Annotated in this window: 16 protein-coding genes; 5 read left to right on the forward strand and 11 right to left on the reverse strand. The window is 61.6% G+C overall.

What is annotated here, in order from left to right:
- Positions 1-41: 41 nt before the first annotated feature.
- Together ruvX and AACQ43_RS07730 are read right to left on the reverse strand one after the other, a co-directional pair.
- Positions 42-464, reverse strand: a complete 423-nt coding sequence (gene ruvX / locus AACQ43_RS07725; protein WP_011706917.1) for a Holliday junction resolvase RuvX — start codon at positions 462-464, stop codon at positions 42-44.
- Between the two features lie 46 nt (positions 465-510).
- Positions 511-1065: a YqgE/AlgH family protein gene (locus tag AACQ43_RS07730; RefSeq protein ID WP_016351591.1), complete on the reverse strand. Its 555-nt coding sequence runs from the start codon at positions 1063-1065 to the stop codon at positions 511-513.
- A gap of 118 nt (positions 1066-1183) precedes the next feature.
- Here AACQ43_RS07730 and AACQ43_RS07735 point away from each other — a divergent pair, with 118 nt between their 5' ends.
- Complete coding sequence (locus AACQ43_RS07735; protein ID WP_168966793.1) at positions 1184-2809, forward strand: methyl-accepting chemotaxis protein; 1626 nt, start codon at positions 1184-1186, stop codon at positions 2807-2809.
- Positions 2810-2904: 95 nt separating this feature from the next.
- Here AACQ43_RS07735 and gshB read toward each other — a convergent pair whose 3' ends face one another.
- The 5 genes from gshB to metK all read right to left on the reverse strand — a co-directional run bounded on the left by gshB (position 2905) and on the right by metK (position 7295).
- The gene (gene gshB, locus AACQ43_RS07740) at positions 2905-3858 is read right to left on the reverse strand and encodes a glutathione synthase (RefSeq protein WP_168966795.1); all 954 of its coding nucleotides are present in this window, start codon (positions 3856-3858) and stop codon (positions 2905-2907) included.
- Positions 3859-3972: 114 nt separating this feature from the next.
- Positions 3973-4704, reverse strand: a complete 732-nt coding sequence (gene rsmE, locus AACQ43_RS07745) for a 16S rRNA (uracil(1498)-N(3))-methyltransferase (protein ID WP_168966797.1) — start codon at positions 4702-4704, stop codon at positions 3973-3975.
- 63 nt (positions 4705-4767) lie between these two features.
- A complete protein-coding gene (locus tag AACQ43_RS07750; protein ID WP_168966799.1) occupies positions 4768-5451 on the reverse strand; it encodes an endonuclease in 684 nt (227 codons plus the stop codon).
- A 77-nt stretch (positions 5452-5528) separates the two neighbouring features.
- Positions 5529-6074 (reverse strand): SprT family zinc-dependent metalloprotease, encoded by a 546-nt coding sequence (locus tag AACQ43_RS07755; protein ID WP_168966801.1) that lies wholly within the window; start codon positions 6072-6074, stop codon positions 5529-5531.
- 69 nt (positions 6075-6143) lie between these two features.
- A complete protein-coding gene (gene metK, locus AACQ43_RS07760; RefSeq protein WP_011706910.1) occupies positions 6144-7295 on the reverse strand; it encodes a methionine adenosyltransferase in 1152 nt (383 codons plus the stop codon).
- 342 nt (positions 7296-7637) lie between these two features.
- Between metK and tkt the strand changes: the two genes are divergently transcribed.
- Both tkt and AACQ43_RS07770 read left to right on the forward strand, forming a co-directional pair.
- Entirely contained in the window at positions 7638-9629 is a 1992-nt protein-coding gene (gene tkt, locus AACQ43_RS07765) for a transketolase (RefSeq protein WP_168966803.1), read from the forward strand.
- 133 nt (positions 9630-9762) lie between these two features.
- The gene (locus AACQ43_RS07770; protein ID WP_168966805.1) at positions 9763-10296 is read left to right on the forward strand and encodes a transcriptional regulator; all 534 of its coding nucleotides are present in this window, start codon (positions 9763-9765) and stop codon (positions 10294-10296) included.
- A gap of 108 nt (positions 10297-10404) precedes the next feature.
- Here AACQ43_RS07770 and AACQ43_RS07775 read toward each other — a convergent pair whose 3' ends face one another.
- A complete protein-coding gene (locus tag AACQ43_RS07775) occupies positions 10405-11670 on the reverse strand; it encodes a RidA family protein (RefSeq protein ID WP_168966807.1) in 1266 nt (421 codons plus the stop codon).
- 826 nt (positions 11671-12496) lie between these two features.
- Here AACQ43_RS07775 and hchA point away from each other — a divergent pair.
- Positions 12497-13360, forward strand: coding sequence for a glyoxalase III HchA (hchA, locus tag AACQ43_RS07780; RefSeq protein WP_077096077.1), 864 nt, complete (start codon positions 12497-12499; stop codon positions 13358-13360).
- 89 nt (positions 13361-13449) lie between these two features.
- Here the strand turns inward: hchA and AACQ43_RS07785 are convergent, their stop codons facing one another.
- Both AACQ43_RS07785 and AACQ43_RS07790 read right to left on the reverse strand, forming a co-directional pair.
- Complete coding sequence (locus AACQ43_RS07785) at positions 13450-14559, reverse strand: anhydro-N-acetylmuramic acid kinase (protein ID WP_168966808.1); 1110 nt, start codon at positions 14557-14559, stop codon at positions 13450-13452.
- Between the two features lie 356 nt (positions 14560-14915).
- The gene (locus AACQ43_RS07790) at positions 14916-16226 is read right to left on the reverse strand and encodes a peptidoglycan DD-metalloendopeptidase family protein (protein WP_168966809.1); all 1311 of its coding nucleotides are present in this window, start codon (positions 16224-16226) and stop codon (positions 14916-14918) included.
- 114 nt (positions 16227-16340) lie between these two features.
- On the opposite strand from AACQ43_RS07790, the gene tyrS reads away from it, so the two are divergent.
- Positions 16341-17540: a tyrosine--tRNA ligase gene (tyrS, locus tag AACQ43_RS07795; RefSeq protein WP_005303305.1), complete on the forward strand. Its 1200-nt coding sequence runs from the start codon at positions 16341-16343 to the stop codon at positions 17538-17540.
- Between the two features lie 78 nt (positions 17541-17618).
- On the opposite strand, the gene ygjK is transcribed toward tyrS, so the two are convergent.
- Positions 17619-20099 (reverse strand): alpha-glucosidase, encoded by a 2481-nt coding sequence (gene ygjK, locus AACQ43_RS07800; RefSeq protein WP_168966811.1) that lies wholly within the window; start codon positions 20097-20099, stop codon positions 17619-17621.
- Positions 20100-20188: the final 89 nt, after the last annotated feature.

Raw genomic sequence — 20188 nt, forward strand, 5'->3', positions numbered from 1 at the left:
GCATGGGGAGGGGCAGGATTGACCTGCCTCTCACCCCTCTGTCAACCGTACTGCTCTTCCATCCAGGCTTCCAGGATCAGCTGGGCGGAGACCCCGTCCACGCTGCCTTTCTCCAGCGCCCGATAACCTCCCCGCTCGAACAGACGCGCCCGCGCATCCGTGGTGGTGAGCCGCTCGTCCTTGAACTCCACTTGCTTGCCGAAGCGGCCGTGCAGCCGGTTGCCGAATTTGCGGGCCCGTACCGTGATCTCCTGCTCGGTGCCGTCCATGTTGAGTGGCAGGCCGACAACCAGCAGATCCGGTTGCCACTCCTTGAGCAGCTTGTCGATGTCGTCCCAGTTGGGGATGCCGTCGTTGGCCTTGATGGCGCGCAGGGGCTGGGCCGTGCCGGTAAGCTCCTGACCGATGGCCACCCCTATGCTTTTGGTGCCGTAGTCAAAGCCCATGATACTGCGTGATGACATTGCATTGATTCCTCAAAATGCCTCGCGAAATGCGTGGCAAACGGCATCAGCTGTGGCCGATGTCGCTGGATAGATGGATGGGGTTGACCCCTATGCTGGCGGCGGCCTGCTGCCAGCGCTGATGGATCGGGGTCTTGAACACCAGGTCCGGATTGGGCGGTATCACCAGCCAGGCACCGTCGACCAGCTCCTGTTCCAGCTGGCCGGCGCTCCAGCCGGCATACCCGAGCGCCACCAGCCAGTGGGCGGGGGCCTCCTCGGTGCCGAGGGTTTCCAATATATCCTTGGAAGTGGTGACCATGAGCTCATCCCCCACCTGCAGGGTGGAGTTGAAGCCGGGTCGGAAGCTGTGCAGCACGAAACCGCGGTCGGCGTGCACCGGCCCTCCCTGCAACACCGGCTGCTTGAGCTCGGGGCTGGGGGGCGGCGCCAGTTTGAGCTGGGTCAGCATGGCATCCAGCGACATGTCCACCGGGATGTTGACCACCAGCCCCATGGCGCCCTCTTCGCTGTGTTCGCACAGGTAGACCAGCGAACGCTCGAAATAGGGATCGGAGAGGCTCGGCATGGCGAGCAGGAAGTGATTTTGCAGTGTTTGCATATGGGCCAAATATTGCAAAGGTATTTGGGTCAATTATGGCAGTTCACCGAGGCGGGCAAAACCGCTTTTTACCGCTTGCGGGCCGGTTCCCCGCCAGAGTCAGGATGGAGATAACACCATGGAAGGTATTTCGATCAGACAGAAGTTGATCCTGGGCTGTGTGGTACCCCTGCTGGCACTGGTGCTGTTGGTGATCGGGGCTGTCCAGGCGATGTCCCAGCTGATGGCCGGCATGAACAGCATGTATCAGGGGGAGGTGGTGCAGCTCAAGGAGCTCAAGCAGATTGCCGATCTCTACGCGGTCAAGGTGATCGATGCGGCCAACAAGGCCAATGTGGGGGGCTTTGACCCCGCCAGATCGCGCGCGGACATGAATGCCGCCCAGCAGGAGATCAAGCGCATCTGGCAGGGCTACCGCAGCCAGCCGATGAGCCAGGCGGAGCAGCGGGAAGCCGACCAGATGCAGGGGCTGTTTGCGGCGGCAGACCGGGAGATTGAGGCGGTGATGCAGATCCTGGCGGACATGCAAGGGAGCAATCAGGGTCAGCTGGCCGCCCATATCATGCCGCTCTATCGGGTGATCGACCCGGTCAGCGACGGGATCAACGCCCTGGTGGAGTACCAGCTGAAGGAGGCCGAGAAGAACATGACCGAGCTCAACGGGCTCAGGGTGCAGCTCAACCGGCTGTTTATCTTGCTGCTGGTGGTCGGCGGCGCCTGCATCCTGTTCTTCGGGGTGTGGGCCGGGCGCAGCGTCAGCCAGCCCCTGGCTGCCATGGGCGGGATCTTGCGCGGCATGCAGAGGGATCTCGATCTGAGCAAGCTGGCGCCGGTGCTGCGCAAGGACGAGATGGGCGGGCTGGCCCACTCCCTCAACGACGTGATCTGCCATTTTCGCGAGCTCATCACCCAGATCAATGGCATGGCGGAGCAGCTCGCCAGGGAGTCGGCCCAGCTGGCCCATATCGGTGTCGAGAGCCGCCAGCGCTTCGCCCAGCAGCAGGCCGAGACCGATCAGACCGCGACGGCCATGAACCAGATGAGCGCGACCGTGGCGGAAGTGGCCAACAGCTCCAACAATGCTGCCGATGCGGCGCGCCATGCCGACGGGAGTGCCCGTCACGGTCACCAGATAGTGGCGGACGCCATCCAGTGCATGTCGGGGCTGTCGTCCCAGATCCAGAACACCGCTGCCATGATCACCCAGCTGGCCGATGACAGCCGCAATATCAGCAGCGTGATGGATGCCATTCGCGGCATCGCCGAGCAGACCAACCTGCTGGCGCTCAACGCCGCCATCGAGGCGGCGCGGGCCGGTGATCAGGGGCGGGGGTTTGCGGTGGTGGCCGACGAGGTGCGCACCCTGGCCCAGCGTACCCAGCGCTCCACCGAGGAGATCGGCAAGACCATCGTCAAGTTGCAGCAGGGGGCTACTCAGGCGGCTTCCAGCATGGAGCTGGGGCTGGATCAGGTGGAGCAGTCCAACCGCACCGTGCTGGCCTGCGGTCAGGCGCTCGGCGAGATTGTCAGCTCGGTCAACGTGATCAACGAGATGAATACCCACATCGCCACTGCGGCGGAGGAGCAGAGCAAGGTGGCCGAGGACATCAGCCGCAATGTGGTCAATATCGCCCACATCGCCAGCGAGTCGACAGAGGCCGCCTCCCAGTTGAACCAGAGTTGCCACGAGCTGGAACAGCTATCGAGCGAACTCAAGGTGAAGGTGGGACAGTTCCGCTGTTGACGGGGCAGAGGCAGGATAGAAAAAAGCAGGATAGAAAAGAGGCGGCCCCGGGGCCGCCTCTGTTGTTTATCGCCTGTGGTCGTGGCTGAGGCAGCTTAAGCCTTGGCCAGCCGACGCTCGATGGCATCCATCAGCATGCCGGTGATGTGCACGTCGAAGGCCGCTTCAATCTCGCGGATGCAGGTCGGGCTGGTGACGTTAATCTCGGTCAGGCGGTCGCCGATGATGTCGAGACCGACGAAGATAAGCCCCTTCTCTTTCAGCGTCGGGCCCACCGCACGGGCGATGGCCCAGTCGGCTTCGCTCAGGGGACGCGCTTCACCACGGCCGCCGGCCGCCAGGTTGCCGCGGGTCTCCCCTTGCGCCGGGATACGGGCCAGACAGTAGGGTACCGGCTCACCGTCCACCACCAGCACCCGCTTGTCGCCATCCTTGATGGCGGGCAGATAGGTCTGCGCCATGCAGTACTGACTGCCGTGAGAGGTTAATGTCTCGATGATGACGCCGGCGTTGGCGTCATCCTCCTTCATGCGGAAGATGGAGGCGCCGCCCATGCCGTCCAGCGGCTTGAGGATGACGTCCTTGTGCTTCGCGTGGAAGGCGCGCAGCTTGTCGGCGCGGCGGGTCACCAGCGTGGTCGGGGTGTGCTCGGCAAACCAGGCAGTGTAGAGCTTCTCGTTGGCGTCGCGCAGGCTCTGGGGCTTGTTGACGATGAGGCAGCCTTCATCCTCTGCCCGCTCCAGCATGTAGGTGGCGTAGATGAACTCGGTGTCGAAGGGGGGATCCTTGCGCATCAGGATCACGTCCAGGCTGGAGAGCGGCTGATCCACCACCTCGCCCAGGGTGTACCAGTCGGCATAGTCATATTTGACGGTGAGCGGACGCATGGTACCGAAGGCGCGACCGGCTTCCATGTAGAGGTCTTTCATCTCCAGATAGAACAGCTCGTAGCCGCGCTTTTGCGCCTCTTCGAGCATGGCGAAGCTGGAGTCCTTCTTGATATTGATGGCCGAGATGGGGTCCATCACGATGCCGAGTTTAATGGTCATCCGCTGTTCCTTCTTAATGGCTCGAGGGGGTTGTAGGGTCGATTAGCGCAGCGTAATCGGCCGCTTGCGGCTGCATCGAGGTTGTCATGGGGCTGATCGATGCGGCCTATGGTATCAAGCGAGATCGCCGAAGCGGCACTGCAGCGCAGTAATCGCCGTCAGAGCGGCGGTTTCGGTGCGCAGCACCCGCGGCCCCAGCAGCATCTCTTTGAAATCTTCCTGCACGGTACGGGCGATCTCGTCGCTCGACAAGCCCCCTTCCGGGCCGATCAGCAGGCGCACGCCGTGCTCGGGGATGGGCAGGGTGTTGATGCTGTAAGGGGCGCGCGGGTGCAGGTTGAGCTTGAGTTCGTTGGTCTCTTCCGCCAGCCAGGCGTCGAGCTCCATCGGCATGCGAACGATGGGCACGGTATTGCGGCCGCACTGCTCGCAGGCGCTGATCACCACCTTCTGCCACTGCTCGCGTTTTTTCTCCAGCCGATCGGCCGGCAGCTTGACGCCGCAGCGCTCGGAGAAGAGCGGGGTGATGCAGGTGACGCCGAGCTCCACCGATTTCTGGATGGTGAAGTCCATCTTGTCGCCGCGGCTGATCACCTGACCGAGGTGGATGGCCAGCGGGGATTCCACCGAGCGGGTGTCGCAGCTGTCGATGGTCACTTCCACCGACTTCTTGCCCACATTGGCGATGGTGGCGGGGTACTGGTTGCCGTCGCCGTTGAACAGCTCGAGCTGCTGACCCGGCTGCATGCGCAGCACCCGGCCGATGTGGTTGGCACCGTCTTCCGACAGGGCGATGGTCTGGCCAACTTGCAGGGCGGCCGGTTCATAGATACGTGGAATGCGCATGGCTCAGTGTCAGTCTCTGGTTCAAGAAGAGGGATTTTAAATCCCTTGTGTCCATAGATGGGGTTATCGGCACTGCTTTTCAATAAAGGGGTTGGTATTGCCCTGCAGCTTGCCGATGCGGCGGTTGCGCTCGCACTCCCAGCCCTCTGCCGGGTACTGGCGATCCCAAGCTTCAAACAGTTTACGCTGTTGCGCTGCCAGACGCAGCCCATACTGCTGGCTCATGTAGAGGTAGGCGCGGGCAATCTGGCCGCGTACCGGCCCCTTGGGCGGCTGCACCTGGCGATTTTTGAAGTCCACCAGCATCCGGCACTGGCCGTACTGATCCGGGGTGCCATTCCAGTCGGAGAAGCGGAAGTTGGCCCGATCGCCGTTCACCTCGCCGATGGCGGGGAAGAGGTTGTGCATGTCCCCCTCCATCTGGTTGAACTCGTCGCTCTTGCCACAATTCTTGCGACCGCCCTGCTGCCAGCACTGCAGCTGGTGGCCGAACTCCCAGGCCGGCACCACGTGCTCCCACTCGATGCGGGCGGCACGCTTGGGCTGCTTGCGCGGCTCATAGCCGCAGCTGGCCAGATCCGGGCTCATCTTCTTGCCCTGATAGTCAATCTTGCAGCCGCAATAGAAGGTGACCGGGTGATCCTGATAGAGGCGGTTCAGATCCTGTTTGGCGGCGCGAAAGGTCTGGGCATGCAGGGGCAGACTGACCAGCAGGGTCAGGACGAGAGAGAGCAGGGGACGAAACATGGTGATCCTTGGCAATGAGATGGTTGGCGGAAAAAAGCAGAGAGGCACCCTAGCACAGGGACGCGACACCGGCTGGCTTACTGCGACGAGCCAACCCGTTCCAGCGGCTGCTTGCAGCGGCGGCAGTGGTAGCGAGCCTCGCCGCGCACCACCTTGTTGTGGCGGCGCACCGACAGCTGATGCTGCTGGCAGAGGCAGCGATAGGGGATGGTCGGCTGCGCCAGTACCGCCAGATCGAAGCTGTGGGTGGTTCTGGGCTCAAGGCCGAACACCTCCCGCATCACCGATTGCCACTGGCGGCCGTGAGGCAGCACCCGCGATCTGCCGCGCCCATCGCCGCTATGTTCACCCCAAAGGGCATAAACCAGCAGGTGGGCCACCTCATGGGGCACTACCTCGGCCAGAAACGCCTGCTGGTTGGCCTGGTAGAGGGCCGGGTTGAAGCGCAGCTCCCAGGTTTGCAGCCGCGCCGACCCTGCCGCCCGGCCGCGCATGTTGCAATGGACTTGCGGGCGGGGGAAGGTGCGGCCAAGGCGCGCTTCGGCCTGCACAAAACAGGCGTCGACGCGGGCGAGCAACTGATCGTGCAGGGCGGGATCGAGGCGGGTAGCGGTGACGGACATCGGGTTCTCGGCAAATGGCGGACAAGCAAAAGGGGAGCCAGGCTCCCCTTTATACCACAAGCGTGATGCTTACAGACCGGCGGCGGAACGCAGCAGTTCGGCCTTGTCGGTCTGCTCCCACGGGAACTCGTTGCGACCGAAGTGACCGTAGGCGGCAGTGGCCTGGTAGATCGGACGCTTCAGATCCAGCATCTGGATCAGGCCGTACGGACGCAGTTCGAAGTGCTCGCGTACCAGCTTGACCAGCAGATCCTCGGCCACCTTGGCAGTGCCGAAGGTTTCGACGCTGATGGAGGTCGGCTCGGCCACGCCGATGGCGTAGGAGATCTGGATTTCGCAGCGGTCCGCCAGACCGGCGGCGACGATGTTCTTGGCCACGTAGCGGGCGGCGTAGGCAGCGGAGCGGTCAACCTTGGACGGATCCTTGCCGGAGAAGGCGCCACCACCGTGACGGGCCATACCGCCGTAGGTGTCGACGATGATCTTGCGACCGGTCAGACCGCAGTCGCCCATCGGGCCGCCGATAACGAAACGGCCGGTCGGGTTGATGAAGTACTTGGTGTCCTTGTTGACCCACTCGGCCGGCAGCACCGGCTTGATGATCTCTTCGCGTACCGCTTCAACCAGATCCTTGTGGCTGATGGATTCGGCGTGCTGGGTAGAGAGCACCACGGCATCCACACCGATGATCTTGCCGGCGTCGTCGTAGGCGAAGGTCAGCTGGCTCTTGGCATCCGGACGCAGCCACGGCAGGGTGCCGTTCTTGCGCACTTCAGCCTGACGCTTCACCAGCAGGTGAGAGTAGGTGATGGGGGCCGGCATCAGCACGTCGGTTTCGTTGGTGGCGTAGCCGAACATCAGGCCCTGGTCGCCCGCACCCTGTTCCAGCGGATCGCTGCGGTCAACGCCCTGGTTGATGTCCGGGGACTGCTTGCCGATGGCGTTCAGCACGGCGCAGGAGTCGGCATCGAAGCCCATGTCGGAGTGGGTGTAGCCGATGTCGCGCACGGTGTCGCGCACGATCTGCTCGATGTCTACCCAGGCGGTGGTGGTTACTTCACCGGCCACCATGACCATGCCGGTCTTGACCAGGGTCTCGCAGGCGACACGGGCCTTGGTGTCTTGCTTGAGGATGGCGTCCAGGACCGCATCGGAGATCTGGTCCGCAATCTTGTCGGGATGGCCTTCGGAGACCGACTCGGAAGTAAACAGCTTTGCCATGATGGGATTCTCAGCTTGTCTGGGGTTATCGCCGCAGCAATAACCGGGTGATGATAGGATGATTGTAGAGGTATCTACATCTGGACGTCCATTTTAGTTAGCGCCCCCCTCGATTGCCAGCACTATTTTGGTTTTACCGCCCCTTGGCCGAACAAGATCCGCGCTTTACCCCATTTGGGGTGTAAAGCGGTTACGACTCAATCGTTTGCCCCGTCAAGAAAAGCGATTGAGCTCCCAAAGCCACTTTATTCGCCCAGATAATATTTGCACGCCGCGCCCCCTGCTGGGACAATAACGCGCCTTAATCTTGGCCATCAAATGAAGCAATCGCAGGAGATACAGATGCCTTCTCGTAAAGAGCTTGCCAATGCCATTCGCGCATTGAGTATGGATGCCGTTCAAAAAGCCAACTCCGGTCACCCGGGCGCCCCCATGGGAATGGCGGATATCGCCGAAGTGTTGTGGCGCAGCCACCTCAAACATAACCCGAACAACCCCAAGTGGGCCGACCGCGACCGTTTCATTCTCTCCAACGGCCACGGCTCCATGCTGCTGTACTCCCTGCTGCACCTCTCCGGTTATGACCTCTCCATCGACGATCTGAAAAACTTCCGCCAGCTGCACTCTCGCACCCCGGGTCACCCGGAGTACGGTTACGCGCCGGGCGTTGAAACCACTACCGGTCCGCTGGGTCAGGGCATCACCAATGCCGTCGGCATGGCGATCGCCGAGAAGGCCATGGCCGAGCAGTTCAACCAGCCGGGTCACGACATCGTCGACCACTACACCTACGCCTTCATGGGCGACGGCTGCCTGATGGAAGGTATCTCCCACGAAGCCTGCTCCCTGGCCGGTACCCTGCAACTGGGCAAACTGATCGCGTTCTGGGATGACAACGGCATCTCCATCGACGGTCACGTGGAAGGCTGGTTCACCGACGACACCGTCAAGCGTTTCGAAGCTTACGGCTGGCACGTAATCCCGGCTGTTGACGGCCACAGCCCGGAAGCGATCAACGCTGCCATCGAAGCCGCCAAGGTCGAGACCGGCAAGCCTTCCTTAATCTGCTGCCGCACCATCATCGGTTACGGTTCCCCGAACAAGTCCGGCTCCCACGACTGCCACGGTTCACCGCTGGGCAATGACGAGATCGCCGCCGCCCGTGCCTTCCTGAAGTGGGACCACGCGCCGTTCGTTATTCCGTCCGACATCGCTGCCGAGTGGAACGGTCAGGAGAAGGGCGCCAAACTGGAAGCCGACTGGACTGCCAAGTTCGCCGCCTATGAAGCCGCTCACCCGACCCTGGCTGCCGAATTCAAGCGCCGTACCGCTGGCGAGCTGCCGGCCAACTGGGCCGCTGAATCTGCCAAGATCATCGAAACCCTGCAAGCCAACCCGGCCAAGATCGCAACCCGCAAAGCCTCCCAGAACTCGCTGGAAGCCTTCGGCAAGCTGCTGCCGGAGTTCATGGGTGGCTCTGCCGACCTGGCGCCGTCCAACCTGACCATGTGGTCCGGCTCCAAATCCCTGACCAATGACGATGCCTCCGGCAACTACATCCACTACGGTGTCCGCGAGTTCGGCATGTCCGCCATCATGAACGGTATCGCCCTGCACGGTGGTTTCATCCCCTACGGCGCCACCTTCCTGATGTTCATGGAGTACGCTCGCAACGCCCTGCGCATGGCCGCCCTGATGAAGCAGCGCGCCATCTTCGTTTACACCCACGACTCCATCGGTCTGGGTGAAGATGGCCCGACTCACCAGCCGGTCGAGCAGATCGCCTCTCTGCGTCTGACCCCGAACATGAGCACCTGGCGTCCGTGTGACCAGGTTGAATCCGCTATCGCCTGGAAGCACGCCATCGAGCGTACCGACGGCCCGACTGCGCTGATCTTCTCTCGTCAGAACCTGGCCCAGATGGACCGCAGCGCCCAGCAGCTGGCCGACACCGCCAAGGGTGGCTACGTGCTGAAGGATTGCGCTGGCAAGCCTGAGCTGATCCTGATCGCCACCGGTTCCGAAGTGGAACTGGCCGTTGCCGCCTATGAGCAGCTGACTGCCAAGGGTCGTGCCGTGCGCGTGGTCTCCATGCCGGCCACCGACGTGTTCGACGCCCAGTCTGCCGAGTACAAAGAGTCTGTCCTGCCGGCCTCCGTCACCAAACGTGTGGCCATCGAAGCCGGCATCGCCGACTACTGGTACAAGTACGTCGGTTTCGGCGGCAAGATCATCGGTATGACCACCTTCGGTGAGTCTGCACCGGCCGAGCTGCTGTTCAAGGAATTCGGCTTTACCGTGGAAAACGTGGTTGCGACCGCTGAATCCCTGTAATAGCTGACAATTGAGCCTCTTTGGCTCAATAGTCGGAACAACAAACGCCCTCCATCGCAAGATGGGGGGCGTTTTATTTAGCTATTAATGTTAAAAATGTTTATCTGATTCAAGGGTTAACCAGGGGCGTTTTATGCAGACAGAAACAGAAATCATTGAGCTATCTGAATTTCTGTTGGAGTTCAATAAAGAGAGTGACAGAGGGGCTGTGCTTAATGCGGCTGCAGTGTTAGATGACTGGTTGAAAAATATTCTTGAGTCATTTTTTGTTAAAAACAAATCAGGTAGTGAACTTGTTAGTGGTTTCAATGCACCACTTGGAACGTTTGCCGCCAAGGTAACTGCTGCTCATGCGCTCGGTCTTATTGAAGAAAGTGAGTATCATGAGATAACTATAATCCGTAAGATTAGAAATGAGTTCGGTCATAGTTGGAGAGGTGTTGATTTATGTTCTGGTAAGGTACTAAATCTTGTGAGCCAGTTACCTTGGTGTGGCCCAGATGAGCTGGAGTCAAATTCAACACCAAGAATGCGCTTTAATTTTGCTATAGCAATATTACTGTCAGATTTAATGTGGCGTTCAAGATTGGTTGAAAAAGAACGTAGAAAAGTTAGGTCGTGGTCAAATAAGTCAAGAAAGTCTGTAGGTTCGATTAGCGAAGCGTAATCGGACATTCGCGTTCTTTATATCGATGTCATAAAAATAATATCCCTTCCTGTTACCAAACAAGAGACCGGCATATAGCCGGTCTCTTTTTATTATTCAGGGCATGTCTTATGCCTGCGGCGGGGTGCTTTCCGCATTGGACATCACCGCATCAATCTGCACCAGGGCGCCGGCAGGCAGCTCGCTCACACCAATCACGGTGCGGGCGGGCAGATAGGCCGGGAAGTATTTGGTGTAGATGGCATCCACGTCCGCCAGATCCGCGATGTTCTTCACCTGGATATTGACCTTGACGATATCGTCCATCACGTGGCCGATGCTCTCGACGATGGTCTTGATATGGGCGAGGCACTGGGCGGTCTGCTCCTTGACACAACCGGTCAGGATCTTGCCTGTGGCCAGATCAACCGGCAACTGGCCGGCGATATGGTTGTAGTGGGAGAAGGCGACGGTCTGGGTGTGCAGCGGGCTGCGCGGTGCCTTGTCGGTATTGCGGGCGCTGATCACCAGATTGTGTCTGTCTTCCACCAGCTGCGGCGGGGTGCCGTCACCGTGGGAGATGACCGCATCCATCTGCACCCGGGCGCCCAGCGGCAGGGCGGAGGCCACGATCACGCTGCGGGCTGGCAGGTAGGCGACAGCACGGGCAATGGCGGAGTCCGGGAAGAAGGTGGTGTAGACCTCGTTGACGGCGTCCAGATCGGCCAGATCAGTCAGATAGACGGTGACCTTGACGATATCGTCAAACGGCACATCGATGCTCTCCAGCACGTGCTTGATATTGCGCAGGCACTGGCCAGCCTGCTGCTGGATGCCACCGGCGACCAGCTGGCCCGACGCGGCATCGACCGGTAGCTGGGCACCGATATTGTTGTAGTGGGAGAAGGCGACGGTGTGGGTCGAGAGCGGATCCTGCGGCGCCTTGTCGCTGTTGCGGGAGAGCTTCAGCAGGGGGCAGGGGGCCTGCGGGAAGGTGCCTTCACCGTTGGAGATGAGCGCGTCCATCTGCACGGCGGCGCCGAGCGGCAGACCGGCCACCGCCAGCACGGTGCGGGTCGGCAGCAGGTGGGGGAAGAACTCGCCATAGACGGCGTTGACCGCGTCGAGATCGGCAATCTCTTTGAGAAACACCGTGATTTTGACCACGTCATCCATCACATGATCGATGCTCTCGACGATGGCCTTGATATTGGTGAGGCACTGTCTGGCCTGCGCCTTGATATCCCCTGCGACCAGCGCGCCCGTTTTCGGGTCGACCGGCAGCTGGGCGGAGATATTGTTGTAGTGGGAGAACGCCACGCTCTGGGTGCTGGGGCTCAGATTCTGCGGTGCACTGGCGGTATTTCTGGCTGACTTGATGATGGTACCACTCATGGCGATACTCCTTTTTCGTTTTTGATGTAGGGTCAGGCCGCGTTGTTCTTCCCTGGCCGAATGCGTCACGCAGGGCGATACCCATGATGGCGGCAACAGTTGCCCGTTCCCGCCGCAGGGCGACGGGGCAAGGGACCATGGTCATCACTGTGTAAAGCCTTGTGTCTGTGCCGCCGGCGCGTGCAAACGGATAAGGGAGAAATAAATCGGCTTGATGATTCAGACGGGAGGATTCTAGGGGGCGTTCGCCAGCGGATGCAAACCGGGATCCGGTTTCTATGAGGTGGCTCAACAGAGTGAAATATATTCACTTTGCTATTCAATGCATGACCAGAATGACCAATAAAGGTGATGGCGCTCCCACTTTTTTCCATGCAGGCGGCTGATGGCGCCTTTATTGGCGCCGATTCAGGTTACCAGCTGTAAATTCCAGGTTAATGATTCTGACCAACTTGCAGGATATTATCCCGGTTTTGCATAGCTATTTATTTTTCGGCCTGGTGAAGGGCTTTTCAGAAGGCCAAAAATATGCCTGAAGTGAGCCGCAAGAGAGCCATTGAAATAACATTCAGCCCATCTGCATGGCAATAAGCTGGAGTGGCAGGATGAGGATGGAAATGAGGGGGGCTGTTCACTGCCGGATGCGGCAACCAGGCGGGCAGGACTCCACTCGGCATATGCCATATATTTTCAGCGCTGCGAACTGGACCTGGCAGCGCGGGCGCCGTACGTCAGCAACCTGTCAGAGGGAAGGGCGCTGCGCATTTACCCGGCCCCTGGCAGTCAATACTGTGAGAGCGAGTCAACCCATGATGGAGAGAGTCCCATGACCGAGAAGCTGATTGACGACAAGCAACCGACCCCGGATCCGGCGGAGCAGAATGCCTTTTTCCCTTCCCCCTATTCATTGAGCCAGTTCACTTCGCGCAAGTCGGATCTGGCGGGGGCCGACTATCCCGCCCCCTATCGCGGTGGCCGCTGGAAGATCCTGCTGATCGGGGCCGACGAGCGCTATCTGCCCACCGACAACGGCACCCTGTTCTCTACCGGCAACCACCCGGTGGAAACCCTGCTGCCGATGTATCACCTCGACAAGGCGGGCTTTGCCTTTGAAGTGGCCACCCTGTCGGGCAATCCGGTCAAGTTCGAGTGGTGGGCCATGCCGACGGAGGATGAGGCGGTGGTGGGGCTCTATGGCAAATACCAGGGGCAGTTTCGCCAGCCCGCCAAACTGGCGGATCTGCTGGCGCAAGTGCAGGCCCCCGATTCGGACTACCTCGGCGTGTTCATTCCCGGCGGGCACGGCGCCCTGCTGGGGCTGCCCGAGAGCGCCGAGGTCAAGGCGCTGCTGGAGTGGGCGATGGCCCACGAGCGTTTCATCATCACCCTCTGCCACGGGCCGGCGGCCTTGCTGGCGGTAGCCAATCCGCACACCTTTGCCGGCTACCGGATCTGCGCCTTCCCCGATGCGCTGGATGAGCAGACGCCGGCGATCGGTTATATGCCGGGCCGGCTCACCTGGAAGTTTGGCGAGCGGCTCAAGGGGATGGGGTTTGAGATCGTCAACAGCGGCATCTCGGGGGAGGTGTGCCGGGATCGCAATCTGCTGACCGGTGACAGCCCGCTGGCCGGCAATCCGCTCGGCAAGCTGGCCGCCACTACCCTGCTGGAGGCGGTGAGCCGCCAATAGTGTCACGCCTTTGCAAGAGGGGCTGGCAGCGCTGAACAGGCAGGAAATGAAACAGCAGGGCCGTCGAGTGACGGCCCTGCTCTATTGGGTCAGGCAGGATAGAGGGCACCCAGTACAGCGGGGCGGCTAGCGCCGGTGACAGCGGGCAGGTTGCCGGGTTGGCGGTGGATAAAGCGCTGCGCCAGCCAGGCAAACGCCGCGCCTTCCATCCAGTCGGGGGCGATCCCCAGCTCGGCCGTGTTGGCGATGCGCCAGCCGGACAGCAGGCTGGCCAGCTCCGCCAGCAGCGGGGTGTTATGGGCGCCGCCGCCGCAGACATACAACTCGGGCCGGCTCTGCGCATCCGCCAGTGTGGGCAGCTGGCGGGCGATGCTGTGGCAGGTGAGCGCCTGCAGGGTGCGCTGCACATCCGCCGGGGCATGGGCGTGGCCGGCCAGCTCGCCATCGAGCCAGTCGAGGGTAAACATCTCCCGCCCGGTGCTCTTGGGGTGGGGGGCGGCAAAGTAGGGGTGAGCCAGCAGCTGCTCCAGCAGTGCAGGGATAAGCCGGCCGCTGGCCGCCCACTGGCCGCCGGCATCGTAACCGGCTCCCTGGGGGTGATGGCGGCGATACCAGCCGTCGAGCAGGGTATTGGCCGGGCCGGTATCAAAGCCATAGACGCCATCCGCCTGGCCCGGCAGCACCGAGATATTGGCGATGCCGCCGAGGTTCAGCACCACCCGCAGGGCGCCGGGGCGGGCAAAGAAGGCCTGATGGAAGGCGGGCACCAGTGGCGCCCCCTGGCCGCCGAGGGCCATGTCCATGGTGCGAAAGTCGGCCACCACATCGATGCCGGTCAGCGCCGCCAGCAGGGCCGCGTTGCCGATCTGCAGGGTAAAGCCGAGCTGGGGGCGGTGGCGGATGGTCTGGCCGTGGCTGCCGAGGGCGCGAATATCTTTGGGAGTCAGCCCCGCTTTGGCCAGCAGGGCGTGGGTGGCGGCGGCAAACTGGCGGGCGACCAGGTTGTCGGCGACCCCCATGCGGTCGATCTCGTTGTCGCCCGGGGTGCAGAGAGCGTGCAGCTCGTGGGCGGTCTCCGCTGGCCAGGGGTGGCACAGCGCCGCCTCTACTCGAAGTGCTTCCCTATCCATCGTCACCAGCACGGCGTCGATACCATCCATGCTGGTACCGGACATCAAGCCTATATAGCGTTCAGTCATGGGGCTTCCTTACTTGCAGGTCGGGAAAAAGCACGTGAGAGAGGGAGCGGCCTCGATTCCATGCCGTATTCTGGTACCGGACATCAAGCCTATATAGCGTTCAGTCATGGGGCTTCCTTACTTGCAGCGCGGGAAAACGTACGTGAGAGAGGGGGCGGCCTCGATCCCATGCCGTATTCTGGTACCGGACATCAAGCCTATATAGCGTTCAGTCATGGGGCTTCCTTACTTGCAGAGCGGGAAAACGCACGTGAGAGAGGGAGCGGCCTCGATCCCATGCCGTATTCTGGTGCCCGACATCAAGCCTATATAACGCTCGTTCATGACTGCTCCTTGTGGGTCTCTGGCATGGTGGTTCAGCTGCCGCCGTTGGCCCGCTTGTTCTGTGCCAGCTGCAGCTCCGGGCTGTCCAGCTTGGCCAGCTGGGGCATGGCCTGGGCCTTGAAGTTGGCCAGCGCCCGCCCGCTGAGAGACTCCGCCTGGGGCAGGTTGAGGGTGCGCGGGTTCTTGTGCACGCCGCCCACCACGAACTCATAGTGCAGGTGTGGGCCGGTGACCCTGCCGGTGCCGCCGAGCAGGCCGATGGTCTGGCCCTGCTTCACTCGCTGCCCCTTGTTGACGGTGCGCTTGGAGAGGTGCAGGTACTTGGTCACGTAGTTGCCAGCGTGCTTGATAAAGACGTAGTTGCCGTTGAACTGGTTGTAGCCGGCGGCCACCACGCTGCCGCCGCCCGCCGCCATGATGGGGGTCCCCACCGGCGCCACGTAGTCGATGCCGTTGTGGGGGCGCACCTTGCCGGTGACCGGGTGCAGCCGGCGCGGATTGAAGTTGGAGCTGATGTACTTGAAGTTGACCGGTGCGCGCAGGAAGCTCTTGCGCATCGCCTTGCCATCCGGGGTGTAGTAGTTGCCATCCTCGTTCAGCACGGCGCGATAGGCGGTGCCCTGGTTGATGAACTCGGCGGCCAGGATGTCGCCGGAGGCAACCCGCTCGTCATCCTGGTACTTCTCTTCGTAGACCACCCGGAAGCTGTCGCCCGGCTGCAGGTCCTGAGCGAAGTCGATGTCCCAGCCGAAGATGGCGGCCAAGTCCATGATCTGATCCTCGGTCATGCCGGCGTCGACGGCTGCGCCCCAGAAGCTGGAGCGGATCTCGCCCTTGGCCACCTGCTCGCGGGTGTCGAGTTCGAGTTTGACCGGTCTGGCCACGAAGCTGTCGGCCTTGCGGCTCACCTTGAGCGCCTGCTCCAGGCTGTGGGGGTAGTAGAGGCTGTGCAGCTCGCCGCCCTTGGTGAGCTTGAAGGTGAGCTCCTGGCCTGGCTTGAGCAGGCGCAGGGTATCCGTGCCCTCGAGCTGGTCGATGAGGTGCAGATCCGTGGTGCTGAGGCCGAGGCGCTGGAAGATGATCCCCATGTTGTCACCGCTGCGTACCTTAACCTGCTTGGTGATGTAGCTCGGCTTGGGCGGGGCGACGGGCTTGGCTTCGGCCAGCAGCGCCTCCTCGTCGACCTGCTGCTCGATGGCCAGCTCGTTGCCGTTGTCATCGACCCGGGTAGCGACTGCCTGTTCGCTCGGCCAGGCCGCCAGCATCATCACCATGATGCTCAGGATCAGCACCATTTTTCGGTGCCAGTGAGGGAGAGAGTTGAAGGCGTGCCAAATGACCATGAGAAGCAGACGAAGTTGAGCCGGGAAGAATGTCGGAGTTTACCGCCTTTCCAATTGGCCCGCCATTCCAGTAATATGTCTGGCCCTGTGGAATCGTGATTGGAGAGTCAAAAAATGTCCCAGCTCGAGGTGGCGCTAGCCGAGATCAAGCGCGGAGCGGAAGAAATTCTGGTGGAAGAAGAACTGGTCGCCAAGTTGAAGGAAGGGCGCCCGCTGCGTATCAAGTTGGGGATGGACCCGACGGCTCCCGACATTCATCTGGGTCATACCGTGATCCTCAACAAGCTGAAGACCTTCCAGGATCTGGGCCATGAAGTGATCCTGCTGATCGGTGACTTCACCGCCATGGTGGGTGATCCCTCCGGCAAGAACGCCACCCGTCCGCCGCTCTCCGAAGAGGCCATCAAGCACAACGCCCTCACCTATGCCGAGCAGGCGTTCAAGATCCTCGATCCCGCCAAGACCCGCATCGAGTACAACTCCACCTGGCTGAGCGAGCTGGGCGCGACCGGCATGATCAAGCTGGCGGCCAAGCAGACCGTGGCCCGCATGATGGAGCGTGACGACTTCAAAAAGCGCTACAGCAACGGCCAGTCCATCGCCATTCACGAATTCCTCTATCCGCTGCTGCAAGGCTATGACTCGGTCGCGCTGAAGGCGGACGTCGAGCTCGGCGGTACCGATCAGAAGTTCAACCTGCTGATGGGCCGCGAGCTGCAAAAAGATGCCGGCATGGCGACCCAGTGCGTGCTGATGATGCCGCTGCTGGTAGGCCTGGACGGCGTCAAGAAGATGTCCAAGTCCGCTGCCAATTACATCGGCGTGCACGACGCCCCGGGCGAGATGTTCGGCAAGATCATGTCCATCACCGACGATCTGATGTGGAACTACTACGAGCTGCTCTCCTTCCGTCCGCTGGCTGAAATCGAAGAGTTCAAGGCAGGTATCGCTGCCGGCACCCTCAACCCGCGCGACGTGAAGATCTGGCTGGCCAAGGAGATCATCGCCCGTTATCACGACGAGGCGGCGGCCGAGGCGGCCCATGAAGATTTCACCCAGCGCTTCTCCAAGAACGCCATTCCGGACGAAATGCCGGAAGTCGAGCTGGCACTGGAAGGCGAAGGGCTGGCCATTGCCAACCTGCTGAAAGATGCCGATCTGGTGGCCACCACCTCCGAAGCGCTGCGGATGATCAAGCAGGGCGCGGTGAAGGTTGATGGCGAGAAGCTGGACGATGGCAAGGCACTCATCGGTGCCGGTACCGCCGTCTACCAGGTCGGCAAGCGCAAGTTTGCCCGGGTGACCGTCAAGTAAGTCGCCATCTCCGGTGCCGCCATAAGAAAGGCCTCCCTTGCGGAGGCCTTTTTGTTGGCTCATTCCTGCAAAGAGGGATCAACCCTCTGTTTTCAGGAAGTTGCGGTAGAGCATGTAGAGGTGGGCCGAGCTCCAGCTGAAGTTGCTGGCCCCCTGCATGGCGCCGGTCTCCGGGTTGTAGTTCTCGCGGATGGGGCCGCTGCCCGCCAGCCCCTCGGCATTGCTAAACAGCTTGTTGACGAGCTGTTGGGCATCACTGCGATAGCCGTAGTTCTCCAATCCCTTCACCCCGAAGTAGAACTGATCCAGCCAGACCCGGCCGCGCCAGTAGATGTCAGGGTCGTAGGCCGGGTTGGTCAGCGCCGCCGTGCCGAGCGGCACCTTGGTGTTGAACTCCTGGGCATTGAGCATCACCTCGCGTACCCGCGCCGCCTTCTCCTTGTCCGCCACCTCGGCCCAGAGCGGGCTCCACCCTTCCGGGCCACGGCCGCGGGCGGTCAACAGCTTGCCGACGCAGCCGTTGGCGTTGGGCAGATCCCCCTGGGCTATCTGGCGGTCGTAATAGAAGCCGGAGGCCTCATCGAACAGGCAGCTGTTGATATAGCCGGCCAGCTGGGTCGCCCCTTCGCGATAGCGGCTCGCCTCGTCCGGCTTGCCGAGCAGTTCGGCCATGTCGGCCAGGATGCGTTTCTCCTTGGCGAGGAAGGCGTTGAGCTCCACCGACTCCTGATCGATGGAGAAGCCGATGAGGCTGCCGTCATCCTGATGGTTTTCGAAGAAGAAGACGTTCCAGTCCTGGCGCGCCTTGGCCATGTCGCCGCCATAGGTCTTGTCGGCATAGCGCTTGAGCTGATCCGGCTCGATAAAGCCGAAGCGGGCGGCGTTGTCCATGCCGGATTCCCAACCAGCGCCGTGCTGGGCGCCGATATCCATGTCGGCGTAGCCGCCAACGCTCAATACCTGCTGATAGAGCGCCATGCCGGCGCAGCCATACCAGCCATCTCCCTCATCGGAACAGCTCGACAGATCCAGCCCGACTGGTGCCCCCGTCGGGTACTGCACCTTGAAGGTGATGTTGCCGAACTCGTCGTTGTGCTCGACGTGGCGGGTGGCGCCATATTCGATGATGCCGTTGCGGTTGTTGTCCCGCGCCCGATACCACCAGTCGTGATAGGCCTGGATCTTCGGATACATCTCGGCGATGAAGGCCTTGTCCTGGGTGGCGCTGTAGATCTCCCAGATGGCCCAGGCGGAGAGGGGCGGCTTGGTGTCGCGCTCGTTCCAGTTGCCGCCGTCGCCACCGCGATCGGCGAGCTTGTTGTAGAAGACGGCGTCGATCACCATGCCGGCATCCTGCGGCCGGACCGGGTCATCGGCCTGGATCTGGTAGTCATACATGGCGCGCACGTTGTTCTTGGCCACTTCCGGGTTGAAGTGGGCCATGGCATAGGCGTGCTTCCAGCTGTCCCAGGCCCAAACCCCGTCGAACCAGCGGGCGGTGTTGGAGGGGGTCACCCCGTCGTGCAGGATGGCGCCGGCCGGCGAGCGCCAGTTGCCGTTGAGGGTCTCCATCGCCTTGACCGCGATGCGCCGCTCCGATTCCGGGATCCCCTGATTGGAGAGGCCGCGCGCCAGGTAATCCTCCCAGCGGCGGATTGAGTCGTCGAAATGGCTGGCGGGGTTGGCCAGCAGCGCCTGGCGGCTCTGCTCGAAACGACTCGCTTCAGCACTGCTGTGAACATAGCTCTGCAGGGTGTAGATATCCTGCTGGCCCTTGGCGGCCAGGGTGAGGCTGGCCTCGCTCACGTAGCCGAGCCCCTGCTCGTCGAGGGTGGTGCGACTGGGCAGGGTGCGATCGATGCGGTAGCTGGCGCTGCCGCTTTGCATGATGTTCCAGGTGCTGCGCAGTTTGCCGAACTGGAATGCCACGCCGCGCTCGGTCTGGCTGATGGTGCGGGTCCAGGCGGGGTACTGCTCGGCGACCGTCTTGTTGGCATCCCACTGGTTGAGCAGCTCCCCCTGCCAGTTGAGCTTGAGGGTGAGGGGGGCGTCAGAGTGGTTGATGAGGCGGGTGCGAACCAGCGCAGTGCGGGCATCGCCATAGCGCAGCTCCAGCTCCAGAGTGAAGGGTTCGAATTCGAAGCGCTGCACCAGCGCCCCCGGGATGGCGTACAGCGCCTGCTTGCTGGCGCTGGTGAGCGGGAAGGCGCGGCCGTTCTCGTCGCTCAGGGTCAGCTTGTCCAATTCGCTTGCGAAGAACAGGCTGTACTCCTCGGCGATGACCATGGGGCCGGTAAAGCCGCCCCATTCGCTGTCGCTGGCGGGCAGCAGGAAGCCGTGCCAGGCACCGAGATCGAGCAGCGGGTTGTATTTGAGGTTGGAGTAGCTGTCAAAGTCACGGAACTGGAGCGGGGTGCCGCTGCGGTCGATCACGTTCTGATACTGGTTCGCCAGGGTGGCGCTGGGGGCGGCCGGGCTGCTGGAGTCATTGCCGTTGCAGGCTGTGAGGCCGAACAGGGCGACGCTCAGGGTGACGGATAGTAAACTTTTACGAAACATCTCTCGCTCCAATGACAGTTTTTGTAGGTTAAGGAAGGTGTTTTTTAGTGTTTGTTTTAGTGAAAGCGTTTGCGAGAGCCATTATAGGG

It is taken from the genome of Aeromonas sp. DNRA1, assembly GCF_963888745.1.
In the GTDB taxonomy this organism is placed as follows: Bacteria; Pseudomonadota; Gammaproteobacteria; order Enterobacterales; family Aeromonadaceae; genus Aeromonas; species Aeromonas hydrophila.

Bases quoted from the DNA above. Each gene is read 5' to 3' on its own strand.
- ruvX (WP_011706917.1), bottom strand. From the start codon at position 464: ATGTCATCACGCAGTATCATGGGCTTTGACTACGGCACCAAAAGCATA.
- AACQ43_RS07730 (WP_016351591.1), bottom strand. From the start codon at position 1,065: ATGCAAACACTGCAAAATCACTTCCTGCTCGCCATGCCGAGCCTCTCC.
- AACQ43_RS07735 (WP_168966793.1), top strand. From the start codon at position 1,184: ATGGAAGGTATTTCGATCAGACAGAAGTTGATCCTGGGCTGTGTGGTA.
- gshB (WP_168966795.1), bottom strand. From the start codon at position 3,858: ATGACCATTAAACTCGGCATCGTGATGGACCCCATCTCGGCCATCAAT.
- rsmE (WP_168966797.1), bottom strand. From the start codon at position 4,704: ATGCGCATTCCACGTATCTATGAACCGGCCGCCCTGCAAGTTGGCCAG.
- AACQ43_RS07750 (WP_168966799.1), bottom strand. From the start codon at position 5,451: ATGTTTCGTCCCCTGCTCTCTCTCGTCCTGACCCTGCTGGTCAGTCTG.
- AACQ43_RS07755 (WP_168966801.1), bottom strand. From the start codon at position 6,074: ATGTCCGTCACCGCTACCCGCCTCGATCCCGCCCTGCACGATCAGTTG.
- metK (WP_011706910.1), bottom strand. From the start codon at position 7,295: ATGGCAAAGCTGTTTACTTCCGAGTCGGTCTCCGAAGGCCATCCCGAC.
- tkt (WP_168966803.1), top strand. From the start codon at position 7,638: ATGCCTTCTCGTAAAGAGCTTGCCAATGCCATTCGCGCATTGAGTATG.
- AACQ43_RS07770 (WP_168966805.1), top strand. From the start codon at position 9,763: ATGCAGACAGAAACAGAAATCATTGAGCTATCTGAATTTCTGTTGGAG.
- AACQ43_RS07775 (WP_168966807.1), bottom strand. From the start codon at position 11,670: ATGAGTGGTACCATCATCAAGTCAGCCAGAAATACCGCCAGTGCACCG.
- hchA (WP_077096077.1), top strand. From the start codon at position 12,497: ATGACCGAGAAGCTGATTGACGACAAGCAACCGACCCCGGATCCGGCG.
- AACQ43_RS07785 (WP_168966808.1), bottom strand. From the start codon at position 14,559: ATGACTGAACGCTATATAGGCTTGATGTCCGGTACCAGCATGGATGGT.
- AACQ43_RS07790 (WP_168966809.1), bottom strand. From the start codon at position 16,226: ATGGTCATTTGGCACGCCTTCAACTCTCTCCCTCACTGGCACCGAAAA.
- tyrS (WP_005303305.1), top strand. From the start codon at position 16,341: ATGTCCCAGCTCGAGGTGGCGCTAGCCGAGATCAAGCGCGGAGCGGAA.
- ygjK (WP_168966811.1), bottom strand. From the start codon at position 20,099: ATGTTTCGTAAAAGTTTACTATCCGTCACCCTGAGCGTCGCCCTGTTC.